At 69.2% G+C, this 15,773-nt stretch carries 16 protein-coding genes; 8 read left to right on the top strand and 8 right to left on the bottom strand.

Translation table 11 applies throughout. The features are described 5' to 3' along the window. Window positions 1-14 precede the first annotated feature (14 nt). Genes OG953_RS22090 through pdhA form a run of 3 tightly spaced genes read right to left on the bottom strand, consistent with a single transcriptional unit; the run spans window position 15 to window position 3,666 of the window. Window positions 15-1,475, bottom strand: coding sequence for a dihydrolipoamide acetyltransferase family protein (locus OG953_RS22090; protein WP_405686334.1), 1,461 nt, complete (start codon window positions 1,473-1,475; stop codon window positions 15-17). After that, window positions 1,475-2,506, bottom strand: coding sequence for an alpha-ketoacid dehydrogenase subunit beta (locus OG953_RS22085; protein WP_405686332.1), 1,032 nt, complete (start codon window positions 2,504-2,506; stop codon window positions 1,475-1,477). Before OG953_RS22085 ends, OG953_RS22090 begins: the two co-directional genes overlap by 1 nt. Further along, a complete protein-coding gene (gene pdhA / locus OG953_RS22080) occupies window positions 2,503-3,666 on the bottom strand; it encodes a pyruvate dehydrogenase (acetyl-transferring) E1 component subunit alpha (protein WP_405686331.1) in 1,164 nt (387 codons plus the stop codon). The genes OG953_RS22085 and pdhA overlap by 4 nt, the downstream gene beginning before the upstream one ends. Window positions 3,667-3,930: 264 nt before the next feature. Between pdhA and OG953_RS22075 the strand changes: the two genes are divergently transcribed. Then, window positions 3,931-4,437, top strand: a complete 507-nt coding sequence (locus OG953_RS22075; RefSeq protein WP_405691981.1) for an Lrp/AsnC family transcriptional regulator — start codon at window positions 3,931-3,933, stop codon at window positions 4,435-4,437. 50 nt (window positions 4,438-4,487) lie between these two features. On the opposite strand, the gene OG953_RS22070 is transcribed toward OG953_RS22075, so the two are convergent. Continuing rightward, on the bottom strand, window positions 4,488-5,288 hold the full coding sequence (locus tag OG953_RS22070) for an alpha/beta hydrolase family protein (RefSeq protein WP_405686330.1): 801 nt from the start codon (window positions 5,286-5,288) through the stop codon (window positions 4,488-4,490). 41 nt (window positions 5,289-5,329) lie between these two features. Beyond that, window positions 5,330-5,923 (bottom strand): TetR/AcrR family transcriptional regulator, encoded by a 594-nt coding sequence (locus OG953_RS22065; protein WP_405686328.1) that lies wholly within the window; start codon window positions 5,921-5,923, stop codon window positions 5,330-5,332. A 123-nt stretch (window positions 5,924-6,046) separates the two neighbouring features. On the opposite strand from OG953_RS22065, the gene paaN reads away from it, so the two are divergent. Next, window positions 6,047-7,747: a phenylacetic acid degradation protein PaaN gene (gene paaN / locus OG953_RS22060; RefSeq protein ID WP_405686327.1), complete on the top strand. Its 1,701-nt coding sequence runs from the start codon at window positions 6,047-6,049 to the stop codon at window positions 7,745-7,747. Window positions 7,748-7,985: 238 nt separating this feature from the next. Here the strand turns inward: paaN and OG953_RS22055 are convergent, their stop codons facing one another. From OG953_RS22055 to OG953_RS22045, 3 genes are all read right to left on the bottom strand, one after another. Next, window positions 7,986-8,627 carry a TrmH family RNA methyltransferase gene (locus OG953_RS22055; protein WP_405691979.1) on the bottom strand — a complete coding sequence of 214 codons (642 nt, stop codon included), beginning with the start codon at window positions 8,625-8,627 and terminating at the stop codon, window positions 7,986-7,988. 116 nt (window positions 8,628-8,743) lie between these two features. Beyond that, complete coding sequence (locus tag OG953_RS22050) at window positions 8,744-10,000, bottom strand: HTTM domain-containing protein (RefSeq protein ID WP_405686326.1); 1,257 nt, start codon at window positions 9,998-10,000, stop codon at window positions 8,744-8,746. After that, window positions 9,997-10,758, bottom strand: coding sequence for a DUF5819 family protein (locus tag OG953_RS22045; protein ID WP_405686324.1), 762 nt, complete (start codon window positions 10,756-10,758; stop codon window positions 9,997-9,999). The genes OG953_RS22050 and OG953_RS22045 overlap by 4 nt, the downstream gene beginning before the upstream one ends. A 119-nt stretch (window positions 10,759-10,877) precedes the next feature. Between OG953_RS22045 and paaA the strand changes: the two genes are divergently transcribed. The 6 genes from paaA (at window position 10,878) to OG953_RS22015 (ending at window position 15,747) form a co-directional block, all read left to right on the top strand. Continuing rightward, entirely contained in the window at window positions 10,878-11,882 is a 1,005-nt protein-coding gene (paaA, locus tag OG953_RS22040; protein WP_405686322.1) for a 1,2-phenylacetyl-CoA epoxidase subunit PaaA, read from the top strand. After that, a complete protein-coding gene (gene paaB / locus OG953_RS22035) occupies window positions 11,879-12,169 on the top strand; it encodes a 1,2-phenylacetyl-CoA epoxidase subunit PaaB (protein WP_405686321.1) in 291 nt (96 codons plus the stop codon). Before paaA ends, paaB begins: the two co-directional genes overlap by 4 nt. Then, a complete protein-coding gene (gene paaC, locus OG953_RS22030; RefSeq protein WP_405686319.1) occupies window positions 12,166-12,867 on the top strand; it encodes a 1,2-phenylacetyl-CoA epoxidase subunit PaaC in 702 nt (233 codons plus the stop codon). The genes paaB and paaC overlap by 4 nt, the downstream gene beginning before the upstream one ends. Continuing rightward, window positions 12,861-13,367, top strand: a complete 507-nt coding sequence (gene paaD, locus OG953_RS22025) for a 1,2-phenylacetyl-CoA epoxidase subunit PaaD (RefSeq protein ID WP_383967089.1) — start codon at window positions 12,861-12,863, stop codon at window positions 13,365-13,367. The genes paaC and paaD overlap by 7 nt, the downstream gene beginning before the upstream one ends. Further along, window positions 13,368-14,426 carry a 2Fe-2S iron-sulfur cluster-binding protein gene (locus tag OG953_RS22020; RefSeq protein ID WP_405686317.1) on the top strand — a complete coding sequence of 353 codons (1,059 nt, stop codon included), beginning with the start codon at window positions 13,368-13,370 and terminating at the stop codon, window positions 14,424-14,426. Window positions 14,427-14,538: 112 nt separating this feature from the next. Continuing rightward, window positions 14,539-15,747: an acyl-CoA dehydrogenase family protein gene (locus OG953_RS22015; protein ID WP_405686315.1), complete on the top strand. Its 1,209-nt coding sequence runs from the start codon at window positions 14,539-14,541 to the stop codon at window positions 15,745-15,747. Window positions 15,748-15,773: the final 26 nt, after the last annotated feature.

Here is a 15,773-nt window from a genome sequence, read left to right as displayed (position 1 = left end):
GCGCCCTTTTGCGCCTACAACGTGCGCAGCAGCACCGCTGGTTGCTCCACACAGTCGGCCACGTAGCGCAGGAAGCCACCCGCCGTACCGCCGTCGCAGACCCGGTGGTCGAAGGTCAGCGAGAGCTGGACGACCTGGCGTACGGCCAGCTCGCCCTCGTGCACCCACGGCTTGGGCACGATCCGGCCGACACCCAGCATCGCCGCCTCCGGGTGGTTGATGATCGGGGTCGAACCGTCGACTCCGAACACCCCGTAGTTGTTCAGCGTGAACGTGCCGCCGGTCAGCTCCGCCGGGGTCAGCCTCCCGGTCCGGGCCGCCTCGGTCAGCCGGGCGATCTCGGCCCCGATCGACTCCGCGTTCCGGGCCTGCGCGTCCCGTACGACGGGGACAACCAGGCCCCGCTCGGTCTGGGCGGCGAACCCGAGATGGACCTCCGGAAGCCGCACGATCTCCCGTGCCTCCAGGTCCACCGTGGAGTTGAGCTCGGGGAACCGGGCCAGCGCAGCGGTGCAGATACGCGCCAGCAGGGCGAGCACCGACATCTTGGGCCCGGCGGCCGGGCCACCGGCACTGTTCATCGCGGATCTGGCCTTCATCAGCTCGGTGGCGTCGGCGTCGACCCAGCACGTGGCATCGGGGATCTCCCGTCGGCTGCGCGCCAACTTGTCGGCGACCGCGCCGCGTACACCGCGCAACGGAATCCGCTCCACGGCCGGACTCGCAGCCGGCCGCGCCACCGACGGCCGTACCGGAGGCAGCGACTCCGGCACCGAGACCGCGGCCGAGGCCGGCGTGGGAGCGGCCGCCCCGTCTGTGAGTGCCCTGATGGCGGATTCGACATCGGCCCGCAGGATCAGCCCGTCGGGCCCGGAACCCGCCAGCTGCCGCAGATCAAGATCATGCTGCCGCGCCAGCTTCCGCACCAGCGGGGAGACGACGGCCACCGGCCCCTGCACCGCGTCCGGAGCAGCCGCAGCCGTCACATGTGCGGCAACAGGCGCCGCCATCGCCTCGGGACGGACCCGTCGACGGCGCGCCACCGGTGCGCCCGTCCCGTACCCGACCAGCACATTGCCGGACGCCTCCGCCTCACCGGCCCCAGAACCGGACCCGGAACCCGCCCCGTCTGAACCGGCCCCCGACCCCACAGCCGATACCACCGCTCCAGCCCCCGCGTCCGAGCCCGACCCAGAGTCCGCCGGCCCCACTGCCCCCAAGGCTCCCTCGGACCCCACCGCCACTGTCAACAGCGGTGCCCCGACGGGAAGTTCCGTTCCCTCCTCGCCGAACCGCGCGGTCACCACGCCCCCGTAAGGGCATGGCACCTCCACCATCGCCTTGGCCGTCTCGACCTCGACCACCGGCTGGTCGATGGCGACGACATCGCCGACCTCCACCAGCCAGCGCACGATCTCCGCCTCGGTGAGCCCCTCGCCGAGGTCCGGCAGCTTGAATTCGAATACCTGGGGCATCAGCTCTCCGCCTCCCACTGCAGGCGGGCGACCGCGTCGAGCACCCGGTCCACACCCGGCAGATGGTGCCGCTCCTGCATCGGCGGCGGATACGGAATGTCGAACCCGGTGACCCGCAGCACCGGCGCCTCCAGATGGTGGAAACAGCGCTCGGTGACCCGGGCCGCGATCTCGCCGCCCGGACCGCCGAAACCGGAGGACTCATGGACGACGACGGCGCGCCCCGTACGCCGCACGGAAGCAGCAACGGTCTCGTCGTCGAACGGCACCAATGAGCGCAGGTCGACGACTTCGAGATCCCAGCCCTCTTCGACGGCCGCTTCCGCAGCCTCCATACAGACCGGCAGCGACGGCCCATACGTGATCAGCGTCGCGCTGCGCCCGGGCTGGCGGACGACAGCCCGTCCGATCGGTTCCACGGCCACCGGCGCCTCGGGCGACCAGTCCGCCTTCGACCAGTAGAGCCGCTTCGGCTCCAGGAAGACCACAGGATCGTCGGAGGCGATCGAGGCCCTCAGCAGCCCGTACGCGTCCTCGACCGTGGCGGGCGTGACGACATGGAGGCCGGGCGTCGCCATGTAGTACGCCTCCGAGGAGTCGCTGTGATGCTCGACCCCGCCGATCCCGCCGCCGTACGGCACCCGGACCGTGATCGGCAACGGCATGGCACCGGCCGTCCGGTTCCGCATCTTTGCGACATGGCTGATGAGCTGCTCGAACGCCGGATAGGCAAAGGCGTCGAACTGCATTTCCACCACGGGCCGCAGCCCGTACATAGCCATGCCGACGGCCGTGCCGAGGATGCCCGCCTCGGCCAGCGGGGTGTCCGTGCAACGGTCCTCGCCGAACTCCTTCGCCAAACCGTCGGTGATCCGGAAGACCCCACCGAGCGTGCCGACGTCCTCGCCGAGAACATGCACCGTCGGGTCCTCGGCCATCGAGTCGCGCAGCGCTCGCCCGAGCGCCTGCGCCATGGTGGCGGGTTTGGCCTTCGCCGTCCGCTCTCCGGCCGGCGCCGCTGCGGTGGTCATCGCCCTTCCTCCAGGTCGTCGTGGCCGTGCCGGTCCTGCTCGGCCTCCAGCTCGACACGCAACCGGGCGGCCTGTTCCCGTAGCTGCGTGGTCTGCTCCGCGTAGACATGGGCGAAGAGATCCATCGGGTCGAGCACCGGATCGGCGTTCATCCGCTCGCGCAGAGCGGCAGCCATCCGCTCCGCGGCCGCGCGCGCCTCCTCGATCCCGTCGTCGCCGAGCAACCCCCGTCCGGTCAGCTCCCGTTCCAGGAGCTGGATGGGATCGTGTGCACGCCACGCCTCCACTTCGCTGTCGACGCGGTAGCGCGTGGCGTCGTCTGCGTTCGTATGGGCATCCATGCGGTACGTCACCGCCTCGACGAGCGTAGGACCGCCACCACTCCGGGCCCGCGCGACCGCCTCACCGAGGACTTGGTGCACGGCCGCCGCGTCATTGCCGTCCACCAGCCGGCCCGGCATCCCGTATCCCACGGCCTTGTGCGCCAGGGACGGGGCCGCGGTCTGCTTGGCCAGCGGTACGGAGATCGCGAAGCCGTTGTTCTGTACGAGGAAGACCACCGGGGCCCGCCAGACGGCCGCGAAATTCAGCGCCTCGTGGAAATCACCCTCGCTGGTCCCGCCGTCCCCGACCATGGCCAGCGCCACCACGTCGTCGCCCTTGAGGCGCGCCGCGTGTGCCAGGCCCACCGCGTGCGGCAGCTGGGTGGCGAGGGGCGTGCAGAGCGGGGCGATGCGGTGCTCGCGCGGGTCGTAACCGGTGTGCCGGTCGCCGCGCAGCAGCGTCAGTGCCTCGACCGGGTCCAGGCCGCGCGCCACGGCCGCCAGCGTGTCGCGATAGCTGGGAAAGAGCCAGTCCCGCTCCTCCAGCACCAGCGCGGCCGCTATCTCGCAGGCCTCCTGCCCCGTGCTCGACGGGTAGACGGCGAGCCGGCCCTGCTTGGTGAGAGCGGTGGCCTGCGCGTTGTATCGCCGTCCGCGCACCAGCTCCGTGTAGAGCCGCAGCAGCAGTTCGGGGTCGGCATCGGCCACGGCGTCCGTACCGAGCACGCGGTACGGCTCGGGGTCCGGGAGCAGCGGCGCGGGATCGGTGAGCGGCTTCCAGGCCGGGGGCGGCGTGGGCCGGTAAGCGGCCGCGCCGGGCAGCTCTTGGACCGTCATGACAAGCACCTCCTGGCATCGAGGGGTTTTCGAGCGGCGTCTGGCGACATCGGGGGATCGTCCGATTCGAGGGGTGTCGAAATACATCGAAATGTCGAACGCTGTCCGAGGCACGGATGTGGTGCGCCTCACCTACCGATTGTTCGGTCGCGAGCGCATTTTGGCTACAGGCACCTTCAGCCTGTGGACAAACGGTTCTCCACAGCCTGGGATAGGGGCAGGTCGTCCAGGACAGGGAGGCGGGGGCACATGTCAGCTGAACAAATGGCCGACGGGGGCGAGGACCCCGGCCAGGTTCCGCCCGCGCGCCCGCTCGACGCCATCGACCGCTACATCCTGCGACTGCTCCAGACGGACGGACGTGCCTCGATACGGTCGGTGGCCGATCGCGTCCATGTGTCCCGGGCCAACGCCTATGCCCGGATCAATAGGCTCATCGACGACGGCGTGATCCGCGGTTTCAGCGCGCGTGTGAACCATGAGCGGGCGGGGCAGGGCGCCTCCGCGTACATCACTCTCAAGATCGTCCAGAATTCATGGCGCACCGTGCGCGAGCAGCTCCAGGCGCTGCCGGGGGCCACGCACATCGCACTGGTCAGCGGCGACTTCGATGTCCTGTTGCTGGTGCACACCCCGGACAACCGGTCGCTGCGCGAGCTGGTCCTGACCAGGATCCAGGCCATCCCGGAGGTGCTCTCCACCCGCACACTTCTGGTGTTCGAGGAGACGGACCTGACCCCGGGCCCGGCCAGACCCACCGAGCTGACCTGACGGGAACCGGCGAACAGAAACCAGCAATCCGAATCGGGACCGGAACTTCTTCAGGAACCGTACTTCTTGAGGAATGCCTGGACCGTGGCCCAGTTCTTCACGCTGTCGAGCAGCGCCACCCCGTGCTCGCCCGCACCCCTGACGTAGATCAGCTTGTGCTCCGACGCCTTGGTGCTGGCCTTGTTCAGCGCCTTCGCATCCTCCCCGAAGGACTCGTCGTACTCGGCGGCCATGTAGAGCACCGGCGCGGTCAGCCTCGGGACGGCGTCCAGAGCGTTCATTGCGGAGTACACCGTCGGCGCGGAGAGCGCGATCACCGCGTCCGGCTGCGGCCGTATGGCAGGCGCAGCGGTGAGCACAGCGGTACCTCCCTTGGACGCCCCCATCAGCAGCAGCTTCTTCGCGCCCTTGTCGCGCAGGTACCCGGCCGCCCCGACGATCTCGGAGACCTCCTGGCCCGCCGAATTGACCGCGAGCACCCGATAGCCGACCCGGTGCAGTTCGTCGGCCTTGTCCTTCCACTGGCAGGCGGTGCCGTCGGACTGGTGCGCGAGCACGAACCCCGCGCCGGTCCCGCCGCCGCTCGCACCGCCCGGTGCATAGGCGCCAGTCTCGGTTCCGTCCGCGGACTTGAAGGTGAGGGAAGCAGCCTTCGCCTCCTCCGACGTCAGACAGCCGAAATCGTCCGGCGCCGCGGCCTCGGTCGCACTCCGGGCGCCGCGCCCGTCCGCGCCGGCCCCTCCGTCACCGTCGCCTCCACCGCATCCGGTCAGCGACACGGCCGCAAGCAGCACGGCAGCGGACAGGATCCCGGGAACACGCAGAACAGGAGCACGCAAGACAGCGGCCATGCCGAAGGATGGTGGTCTGGGCCTGTCCGGCCGTCAACGGCTCAGTGGCTGGACCGCATCCCCTCGAAGGCCACCCGGACGAGCGTGTCCGCCAGCCGCTCCCCGTCGACGCCGCCGTCCGGTTGCGGCCGATACCACTCCACCAGGGAGTTGACCATCCCGAAGAGCAGCCGTGTCACCAGCCGTATGTCCACGTCGGAGCGGAGATCGCCGTCCGCGACCGCCGCCCTGAGCAGATCGGTCACCCGATGGTCGAACTCGCGCCGCCGCTCCATGGCCCAGCGCTCGGTCTTCGTATTGCCCCGTACGCGCAGCAGCAGCGTGACGTAGGGCAGTTCGGCTATCAGCACATCGACGGTACGGCGGGTGACGTACTCGACCCGCTCGATCGCACGCCCCTGCGTCGCTCCCGGCTCGTCGAGGATTCCGAAGAGCCCGTCCAGCGCCCGGCTGACCGCACGGCGGAGCAGTTCCTCCTTGCCCGCGACATGGTGATAGATGGACGACTTGGAGATGCCCGCCGCCTTGGAGAGATGCTCCATGGACGTGCCGTCGTAGCCGCGCTCGTTGAAGACACGGACGGCGACGGTGAGCAGAGTCTCCGGGGTGTACGTGTCCCGCTTGGCCGTGGTCATGTCCGCGATCCTCCCCTACGAGTTGTCCACAGGTTTGGCGGGCCCCCTTGTCCCGACCGATCGTTCGGTTACTCTAACTCTGTCCGCCCGTCCCTGCCCAGCTCGATGAGGAGTTGGTCCGTCATGGCCGCCGAGCTCTCCCCGCACCTGCTGTCCGAGAAGCACCGCCCCACGCTCGACCAGGCCCTCGACGCGATCCGTACGCGCGCCTACTGGTCCCCGCATCCCGAGCATCCGAAGGCATACGGCGAGGGCGGCGCCCCCGGCAGCCTGAGCGCCGCCGAGGGCAAGGCGGCCTTCGACGCCGTGCTGCACACCCGGCTCGACCTCGGCCAGCCGGGCACCGACGGCTGGACAGGCGGAGAGACTTCTCCGTACGGACCGGAGCTCGGCGTCGAATATCCGCACGCCGACCTGGACGTCCTGCTGCCGGCGATGCGTACGGGAATGGCCGCCTGGCGTGCGGCGGGCCCCGAGACCAGGGCCCTGCTCTGTCTGGAAATCCTGGCGCGGATCAGTGCCAGGACCCATGAGTTCGGCCACGCCGTGATGCACACCAGCGGCCAGGCCTTCATGATGGCGTTCCAGGCGGGCGGCCCGCACGCTCAGGACCGCGGCCTGGAGGCGGTGGCGTACGCGTACGAGGAGCAGATCCGCACCCCGCAGAGCGCCGGCTGGTCCAAGCCGCAGGGCAAGCGCGACCCGCTCCAACTGCACAAGTCGTTCACTGCGGCACCCCGCGGCATCTCGCTCCTGATCGGCTGCAACACGTTCCCCACATGGAACGGCTATCCGGGCCTCTTCGCCTCCCTGGCCACCGGCAACCCCGTCCTGGTCAAGCCGCACCCGCGCGCCGTGCTTCCGCTCGCGCTCACGGTGCAGCTGGCCCGCGAGGTGCTCGTCGAGGCGGGCTTCGATCCCAACCTGGTAGCTCTGGCGGCCGAACGGCCGGGCGAAGGCATCGCGAAGACCCTCGCGGTCCGCCCCGAGATCAAGATCATCGACTACACCGGATCCACCGCCTTCGGCGACTGGCTGGAGACCAACGCCCGCCAGGCCCAGGTCTACACGGAGAAGGCCGGAGTCAACACGATCGTCCTCGACTCCACCGACAACTACCAGGGCATGCTCGCCAACCTGGCGTTCTCCCTCTCGCTGTACAGCGGCCAGATGTGCACCACCCCGCAGAACCTGCTGATCCCCCGGGACGGCGTCACGACCGATGCCGGCGAAAAGACGTACGACGAAGTCGTCGACGACATCGCCGCCGCGGTCAACGGGCTGCTGGGCGACGACGCCCGGGCGAACGCACTGCTCGGCGCCCTGGTCAACCCCGCTGTGAAGGCCCGCCTGGAGGCAGCCGCGGAACTGGGCGAAGTCGCCCTGCCCTCCCGCGAGGTGACCAACCCGGAATTCCCCGGCGCCGTGGTCCGCACCCCCGTCGTCGTCAAACTGGACGGCACCAAGCCCGACGACGAGGAGCACTACCTGTCGGAGTGCTTCGGACCGGTCTCCTTCGCAGTAGCGGTCGACTCGACGGACGACGCCGTGGAACTGCTCCGCCGCACGATCCGTGACAAGGGCGCGATGACGGTAGGCGCGTACACCACCTCACCGGAGGTGGAGCGCGCGGTGGAGGACGTCTGCCTGGAAGAGTCGGCCCAGCTCTCGCTGAACCTGACCGGCGGGGTGTACGTCAACCAGACCGCGGCGTTCTCCGACTTCCACGGTTCGGGCGGCAACCCGGCAGCCAACGCGGCCCTGTGCGACGGAGCCTTCGTAGCAAGCCGCTTCCGCATGGTGGAAGTCCGCCGCCAGGCGTAATCCTCCGCTCCTCCGCCCAATCATCTTCCGGGCTCCCCGATCAGCCTCTCCGATGCTTGAGGAGCGGGGTCCGGGAGGGGCGGAGCCCCCGGTTACGGGAAGGGGCGGGTAGGGAAAACCGCCGCAGGTGTCCACCCGCTGCACGCCCCCACGCGCTGCCCCACCTACCGCAGAACCCCAGCCCTCCCCGGGGCCCGGGCCCGCCTCCCTGGGGGCCCGGGCCCGCCTCCCCGGGCCCCTACTCCCGCCCCGCCCCCGAAATCTCCGCATACCGCTGCACCCACGCATGCATGGCAATCGCAGCCGCAGCCCCCGCATTGATCGACCGCGTCGACCCGAACTGCGCAATGGAACACACCATCGCCGCGTGCTTTCGGGCCTCCTCGGTCAGCCCGGGCCCTTCCTGCCCGAAGAGCAGCACACACCGCCGCGGCAGCTCGGTCCGCTCCAGCGGCACCGCCCCCGGCAGATTGTCGATCCCGATGATCGGCAGCCCCTCCGCCGCCGCCCACTCGGTCAGCGATTCCGTGTCGGGGTGGTGCCGCACATGCTGGTACCGGTCGGTGACCATCGCACCGCGCCGATTCCAGCGCCGCCGCCCCACGATGTGGATCTCCTTGGCGAGGAAGGCGTTCGCGGTGCGCACCACGGAGCCGATATTGAAGTCGTGGCCCCAGTTCTCGACCGCCACATGGAAATCATGCCGCCGCAGATCCAGATCGGCGACGATCGCCTCCCGTGTCCAGTACCGGTAGGCGTCGCCCACATTGCGCCGGTCGCCGTGGGCAAGCAGCTCGGGGTCGTACCGTTCGTCCACGGGCCAGGGCAGCGGATGCGGCCCGACGCCGATCTCCGTCCCGAATCCGTCGTCGTACTGCATGGGTTCCGTCGCCGGTACGGATCCGACGGACAGTTCGCGTCCGAGCCCTCCGGACTCTTCGGTCAACGAATCCCCGCCGGTACTGCCGGTGCTGCTACTGCTGCCGCTCTCACTACTCACCCGACGAGCGTATGGCCCCCGTCGCCGCTGTGCTGCGGGGCCTCCTCGTCATCGACGGCACGCCGCTGCCCCGGCACCTTACCCCTGCGCGAGAACAGCAGCTCCCGCCCAAGGGTCACCCGGCCGCCGAGCCACACCAGGAAGACGGTCGGCAGGAAGACGGAGTCGGCGGCGATCATCGCCATCGAGAAGAACGGCAGCCCGAGCAGCAGGGCGATGCCGGCGTGCTCACACATCATGACGACGAGCAGGACGTTCTTGACCCGCCGGTTGAACAGGGCGAAGGGAAAGGCAACCTGGACAATGACCGTGCCGTACGTCAGCAGCATCACCATGACGCCGCTGGACGCGAGGATGTCCGACAGCCCGGGCCAGGGCGTGAAGGAGTCGAGCTTGAGCGGGTAGTACAGCGCCGTGCCGTCCTGCCACCGCGAACCCTGGATCTTGTACCACCCTGCTGTCGCGTAGATCAGACAGACCTCGGCCATGATCACGACGAGGGTCGCGTTGTGGGCGAGATTGGCGACTACATCCAGCAGGGTGCGTGCTTCGCTGTGCGGCGCGTAGCGATTCACGGCCCACCATGCGCCCTGGCCGGCCCAGAGGACCCAGAAGAGAACCGGCAGCCACCAGGTGCCGCCGAGGCCATCTGTCACGGTGGCCACGGTCAGAACCAGGCCGAGTACCACCCAGAGAACCGGACCGGCCGCATCCCCCCGCACCGAACGCCGCAGACCATCGTCTTCCACATCCGCATCCGCCACACGGCCCACACGCGCCGCACGCCGTGCATCCAACGACCAGACCTGCCCGCAGCGCGTCAGCACGAGGTAGATCGCCATCAGATGGATGACGTTGTCGCCGCCGTCGCCCATGAAAATGCTGCGGTTCTGCAGGGAGAGCACACCGGCCATGAAGAGAACCGACATGGCGCGGGTGTGCCAGCCGACCATCAGCAGCGCGGCGGAGAGCAGAGCAACCGCGTACACGATCTCGAACCAGACCGTACTGTCCGACCACATGAGCGCGGTGAAGGCCTGATTGCCCGATATGAGCTGCTGCGCCATGTCCCAGCGCCACGGGGCGTCGGGTCCGTACATCTCGTGGCGGTGCGGCAGTTCGCGCAGCAGGAACAGCAGATAGGTGACGGAGAAACCGATCCGGATGACGGCGCTCTGGTACGGGCCCAGGGCCGAGGAAGTGATGCGCTGGATGCCGCGGGCGAGCTTGCGGTCGAAGGTGAACGTACTCACTTGTCCGCCCCCTTGGCGTTCTCGGGGAGGTCGGCGGGGGTTACGGTCCACCACGGCAGCACCCGGTAGGACGGCTCCGTGCTGATCTTCTCCTCGCTCCATCCGGGCGCCGCGATGGACCGCACCTCGGAACGGATCTGGATGCGCTCGACGGTGCCGCCGTAGTCGTGTTCGCCGAGGCGCAGCATCGCGATGCGGCGGATGTGACGCTCGGAGAGCTCACCGCGCAGGCCGTTCGCCCGGTTCTCGTTGTCATGGGAACCGACATAGAAGTCCCAGCCGCGACGGAGCTCGTTCTGATTGACGTGGCTGGGGAGCAGATTGCCGCGTATCGCCTTGCTGTCCTCATCGGAGAGGCTCATCCAAGGGGTGGTGCGACGGCCGTCGGCGCCGACTATCTCGGCTCGTACATGAATGGCCACGTTCTGCTGAAGCGGGTTCGGGGCGAAGAGCTTCCAGTTCTGCTCGAACTCGGGATAGATCCAGTCGTCGACCGCTTCGCCGTGCTGCTTGGTCAAGGTGTTGGAGGGTGCGACGTGCAGAAATACCATGACCAGCTGAGCGCAGGCGACCAGCCCGATGACCGACAGTGTGACCGCGGCAACTATCTGGTACGGAAGTGACAGGGCAGCCATGCCGACACGGGGACCTTGACCCGCCCCCCGACCGGCGCCGGACGACGCGTCCTCGCGCTGCCCCGGCCCTGGCCCGGCGCTCCCGTTCCCGCTCCCGGCACCGCTGCCGTCGTACGAATCCATCCCGCCCCGATCCCCGTCGATCCCTGATGAGTTATCCACAGGGTTGACACCCTACGGGCCACCGACTCACCATTGAAGACATTGAACCGAACGATCGGTCGGTCGGTAGGGAGTCCGGGATGACGGCAGTGACTGCGGACCAGACAGCGCAGGCAGGAGCAGGCAGGCCCGAAGGGGCGGACGAGGTCCTGGAGGCGGCCTTCGATGCTGCGGTGGCGGCGGACGAGCGCATCGAGCCACGTGACTGGATGCCGGATGCGTACCGTGCCTCACTGGTCAGGCAAATGGCCCAGCATGCCCACTCCGAAATCATCGGAATGCAGCCGGAGGCCAACTGGATCTCGCGAGCGCCCTCACTGCGCCGCAAGGCGATCCTCATGGCCAAGGTGCAGGACGAGGCCGGACACGGGCTCTATTTGTACAGCGCCGCGGAGACCCTCGGCACTGGCCGCGAGGAGCTGCTCGACAAGCTCCACGCAGGCCGCCAGAGGTATTCATCGATCTTCAATTACCCGACGCTGACCTGGGCGGACGTCGGTGCGATCGGCTGGCTCGTGGACGGCGCCGCGATCACCAACCAGGTTCCGCTCTGTCGCTGCTCCTACGGCCCGTACGCCCGGGCGATGGTCCGTATCTGCAAGGAGGAGTCCTTCCACCAGCGTCAGGGTTACGAGCTGCTGCTCACCCTCAGCCGCGGCACCCCGACCCAGCACGAGATGGCGCAGGACGCGGTGAACCGCTGGTGGTGGCCGTCCCTGATGATGTTCGGCCCGCCGGATGACGCATCGGCCCACTCGGCGCAGTCGATGACCTGGAAGATCAAGCGGCACTCCAACGACGAGCTGCGGCAGCGCTTCGTGGACATCTGTGTCCCACAGGCCGAGGCGCTGGGGCTCGCCCTCCCGGACCCGGACCTCCGGTGGAACGAGGAGCGTGGACAGCACGACTTCGGGGCGATCGACTGGCAGGAGTTCCAGGAGGTCCTCAAGGGCAACGGCCCGTGCAACGAGCAGCGCCTCACCCAGCGTCGCCGGGCGCACGAGGAGGGCTCCTGGGTCCGGGACGCGGCGGTTGCGTACGCCGAGAAGCACACAACAGTACGGATCGGGGAGGCAACAGCATGAGCAGCTCGACCGAATGGCCCCTGTGGGAGGTGTTCGTGCGTTCGCGCCGCGGGCTGTCCCACACCCACGCGGGCAGCCTGCACGCCCCGGACGCGGAAATGGCCCTGCGCAACGCGCGCGATCTTTACACACGCCGTTCCGAGGGCGTCTCCATCTGGGTGGTCCCGTCCGCACAGGTCACGGCCTCCTCGCCCGACGAGAAGGACTCCTTCTTCGCGCCGGCCGGTGACAAGCCGTACCGGCACCCGACGTTCTACGAGATCCCGGAAGGGGTGAAGCACCTGTGACCGCGGCCCTCGCCCTGGGCGACGACGCGCTGGTGCTCTCGCACCGGCTGGGGGAGTGGGCTGGTCATGCCCCCGTACTGGAAGAGGAAGTGGCCCTGGCCAACATCGCCCTGGACCTGTTGGGACAGGCCCGGGTGCTGCTATCCCTTGTCGGGGACGAGGACGAGCTGGCGTATCTGCGCGAGGAGCGTGCCTTCCGCAACGTCCAACTGGTCGAGCAGCCGAACGGCGACTTCGCCCACACCATCGCCCGCCAGATCTACTTCTCCACGTACCAGCGACTGCTCTACGAGCAGCTGGCGGCCGGTGAGAGTCCGTTCGCCGGGCTGGCGGCGAAGGCGGTCAAGGAAGTCGCCTACCACCAGGACCACGCGGAGCACTGGACGCTGCGGCTCGGCGACGGCACGGCCGAGAGCCATGAGCGGATGCAGCGCGGGGTCAACGCCCTGTGGCGGTTCACCGGCGAACTGTTCCAGCCCGTCGAGGGCGTGGAGATCGACTGGCAGTCGTTGAACAGCGGCTGGCTGGAGTCCGTCACCGCAGTGCTGCAGCAGGCCACGCTGACCGTACCGGCCGGCCCGCAGTCCGGAGCATGGGCGGCGGGCGCGGGACGCCAGGGCATCCACACCGAACCCTTCGGCCGGATGATCGCCGAGATGCAGCACCTGCATCGCAGCCACCCGGGGGCGTCATGGTGACCGAAACGCTCCTGGAGGAGGAGCTGCACCGACTGGCAGGCTCCGTACCCGATCCCGAACTGCCCGTGCTGACCCTGGACGAGCTGGGGGTGCTCCGGGGCGTGGACGTGGTGGCGCCCGGCAAGGTCACGGTGCGCCTCACCCCGACCTACACCGGCTGCCCGGCGATCGAGGCCATGTCCGCCGACATCGAGCGGGTGTTGCACGACCACGGCATACCGGAGGTCTCCGTGGTCACCGTGCTCTCGCCTGCCTGGTCCACGGACGACATCAGCGCGGAAGGGCGGCGCAAGCTGGCCGAGTTCGGCATCGCGCCCCCGCGCCCGCACAATGCGACGGCCCCCGCAGGCGGCCCGGTGCCGCTCACGCTCTCGGTCCGCTGCCCCCACTGCGGCTCGACCGATACGGAGCTGCTGAGCCGGTTCTCCTCCACCGCGTGCAAGGCACTGCGCCGCTGTGTGACGTGTCGCGAACCGTTCGACCACTTCAAGGAGTTGTAGATGTTCCATCCGCTCCGGGTCCGCGCGATCGAACGGCTCACGGACGATTCGGTGGCCGTCACCTTCGCCGTGCCGCCCGAGCTGCGCGAGACCTTCCGCCACAAGCCCGGCCAGCACCTCAATGTGCGCTACAGCGTCGACGGCGAGGAGATCCGCCGCTCGTACTCGATCTGCTCCCCGGCCACCGAGGAACCGTCGGATCCGGCGCTACGGGTGGGCATTCGGCTCGTCGACGGCGGCGCGTTCTCCACGTACGCGCTGAAGGAACTCGCCGTCGGTGACCTGATCGAGTCGATGCCCCCGATGGGCCGCTTCGTGCTCACGCCCCGCGCCGGACATTTCGCGGCGATCGTCGGGGGCAGCGGGATCACCCCGGTGCTGTCGATCGCGGCGACACTGCTGGCGCGGGAGCCCGACGCCAGTTTCTGTCTGATCCGCAGCGACCGGACGGCGGTCTCGACGATGTTCCTGGACGAGGTCGCCGACCTCAAGGACCGCTATCCGGACCGGTTCCAGCTGGTCACGGTGCTCTCCCGGGAGGAGCAGCAGGCAGGTCTCCCCTCCGGCCGGCTGGACGGGGACCGGCTCACCGAGCTGCTGCCCGCGCTGCTACCCGTGCCGGAGGTGGACGGCTGGTATCTGTGCGGGCCCTTCGGACTGGTACAGGCCGCCGAACGCGCGCTGCATGGCATGGGCGTCGACCGGAACCGTATCCACCAGGAGATCTTCCATGTGGACGACGGCCCGAACGCACCTGCCCGCACCCGGGCCGAAACGCCTGCTCACAGCAGCCTCACCGCGACCCTGGACGGCCGCTCCGGCACATGGCCGGTACAGGAGGGCGAATCGCTGCTGGAGACCGTGCTGCGCAGCCGCTCCGACGCGCCGTACGCCTGCAAGGGCGGTGTGTGCGGGACCTGCCGAGCATTCCTGGTCTCGGGCGAGGTACGGATGGACCGCAATTTCGCGCTGGAGCCCGAAGAGACTGGCGCCGGCTATGTGCTGGCGTGCCAGTCGCATCCCGTCACTCCGGAGGTGGAGCTCGACTTCGACCGCTGACCGCGCCCCCTCTCCGTACCCTCCCTCCTGTTCCCTTCTCATAGAACCTGTTCTATCTTGACGACCCGTCGGGTCCGGGTACGGGAGCAGCGGTTCGCGGGAGGCCAGGGCAGTGGACTTCACCTTCACCGAGGAACAGCAGGCAGCCACTGAAGCAGCGAGAGCGGTCTTCTCGGGCATTGCGCCCGACGGGGTGCCCAGCCCCGCTCTCGTACCGGGAGCGGTGGCCGAGAACATCGACCGGCCTCTGTGGGCCGGGCTCGCCGCAGGCGACCTGCTGAGTCTGACGCTGCCGCCGGAGCATGGCGGGGCCGGGCTCGATCTGGTCGCGCTCTGTCTGGTGCTGCGCGAGTCCGCCAGGGTACTTGCACGGGTGCCGCTGCTGGAGACGTGCGTGGTCGCGATGGCGCTCCAGCGCTACGGCGACGCGGGGTTGGCCGCCGAGTTGCTGCCCCGGGTCGGCCGGGGCGAGCTGGTCCTCACCGTCGGGGCCAACGGCCGCACCGGCCACGACCCGGCCGAGCTCGCCGTCACCGCCCGCCGGGAAGCCCCCGCGAGCAACCGGCGGGGCGAGGCTCTTGGCGAGGGGCCTGGCAACGCCCCCGGCGACGCCGACGGTGATGCTGCGGGCTGGGTGCTCGACGGGGTGCAGTCAGGGGTGCCGTGGGCGCAGGCCGCGGACTGGATCGCGGTTCCTGCCCACACGGGCGAGGGCCGGGCCGTTGTGGCCCTGATCCGGCCCACCCACGACGGCGTCACTCTGGCCGATCAGGTCTCCACCAGCGGTGAGCTGTTCGCCGAGGTCCGGCTGGATTCGGTACGGATCGACAGCCGTGCGCTGATCGAAACCGTCGGGGCCTGGGAGTGGCTGCGCGCCCTGCTCATCACCGGGACGTGCGCGCTCGCCCTGGGTCTGGGCGAGGCTGTACTGACCATGACGAGCGAATACACCGGCAAGCGCGAGCAGTTCGGCTTTCCCGTCGCGACCTTCCAGTCCGTCGCCGTACAGGCCGCGGACCGTTACATCGACCTGCGGGCCATGGAAGTGACGCTCTGGCAGGCGGCCTGGCGGATCTCCACCGGGGCCGGCGGTGCGCTGCCCGCTGAGGGCGACATTGCCGTGGCGAAGATCTGGGCGTCGGACGGTGTCCGCCGGGTCGTGCAGACGGCACAGCATCTGCACGGCGGCTTCGGCGCGGACACCGACTACCCGCTGCACCGCTTCCATGCCTGGGCGAAGCAGATCGAGCTCTCCCTCGGCCCGGCGGCGGCACACGAGGAGGCACTGGGCGACCTACTGGCCGCGCACCTCCTCAGCTGACTCCGGCCAGGCCCTCGAACAACATG

The sequence above is a fragment of the Streptomyces sp. NBC_00057 genome (assembly GCF_045041165.1).
Taxonomy (GTDB): Bacteria; Actinomycetota; Actinomycetes; order Streptomycetales; family Streptomycetaceae; genus Streptomyces.
Note: the sequence above shows the minus strand (reverse complement) of the source record. Positions and strands in the feature narration are given on the sequence as shown.

Coding starts and splice junctions, on each gene's coding strand:
- paaB (WP_405686321.1), top strand. CDS start 11,879: ATGAGCAGCTCGACCGAATGGCCCCTGTGGGAGGTGTTCGTGCGTTCG.
- OG953_RS22070 (WP_405686330.1), bottom strand. CDS start 5,288: ATGGCCGCTGTCTTGCGTGCTCCTGTTCTGCGTGTTCCCGGGATCCTG.
- pdhA (WP_405686331.1), bottom strand. CDS start 3,666: ATGACGGTCCAAGAGCTGCCCGGCGCGGCCGCTTACCGGCCCACGCCG.
- OG953_RS22090 (WP_405686334.1), bottom strand. CDS start 1,475: ATGCCCCAGGTATTCGAATTCAAGCTGCCGGACCTCGGCGAGGGGCTC.
- OG953_RS22045 (WP_405686324.1), bottom strand. CDS start 10,758: ATGGATTCGTACGACGGCAGCGGTGCCGGGAGCGGGAACGGGAGCGCC.
- paaN (WP_405686327.1), top strand. CDS start 6,047: ATGGCCGCCGAGCTCTCCCCGCACCTGCTGTCCGAGAAGCACCGCCCC.
- OG953_RS22065 (WP_405686328.1), bottom strand. CDS start 5,923: ATGACCACGGCCAAGCGGGACACGTACACCCCGGAGACTCTGCTCACC.
- OG953_RS22020 (WP_405686317.1), top strand. CDS start 13,368: ATGTTCCATCCGCTCCGGGTCCGCGCGATCGAACGGCTCACGGACGAT.
- OG953_RS22075 (WP_405691981.1), top strand. CDS start 3,931: ATGGCCGACGGGGGCGAGGACCCCGGCCAGGTTCCGCCCGCGCGCCCG.
- OG953_RS22055 (WP_405691979.1), bottom strand. CDS start 8,627: ATGCAGTACGACGACGGATTCGGGACGGAGATCGGCGTCGGGCCGCAT.
- OG953_RS22085 (WP_405686332.1), bottom strand. CDS start 2,506: ATGACCACCGCAGCGGCGCCGGCCGGAGAGCGGACGGCGAAGGCCAAA.
- paaA (WP_405686322.1), top strand. CDS start 10,878: ATGACGGCAGTGACTGCGGACCAGACAGCGCAGGCAGGAGCAGGCAGG.
- paaD (WP_383967089.1), top strand. CDS start 12,861: ATGGTGACCGAAACGCTCCTGGAGGAGGAGCTGCACCGACTGGCAGGC.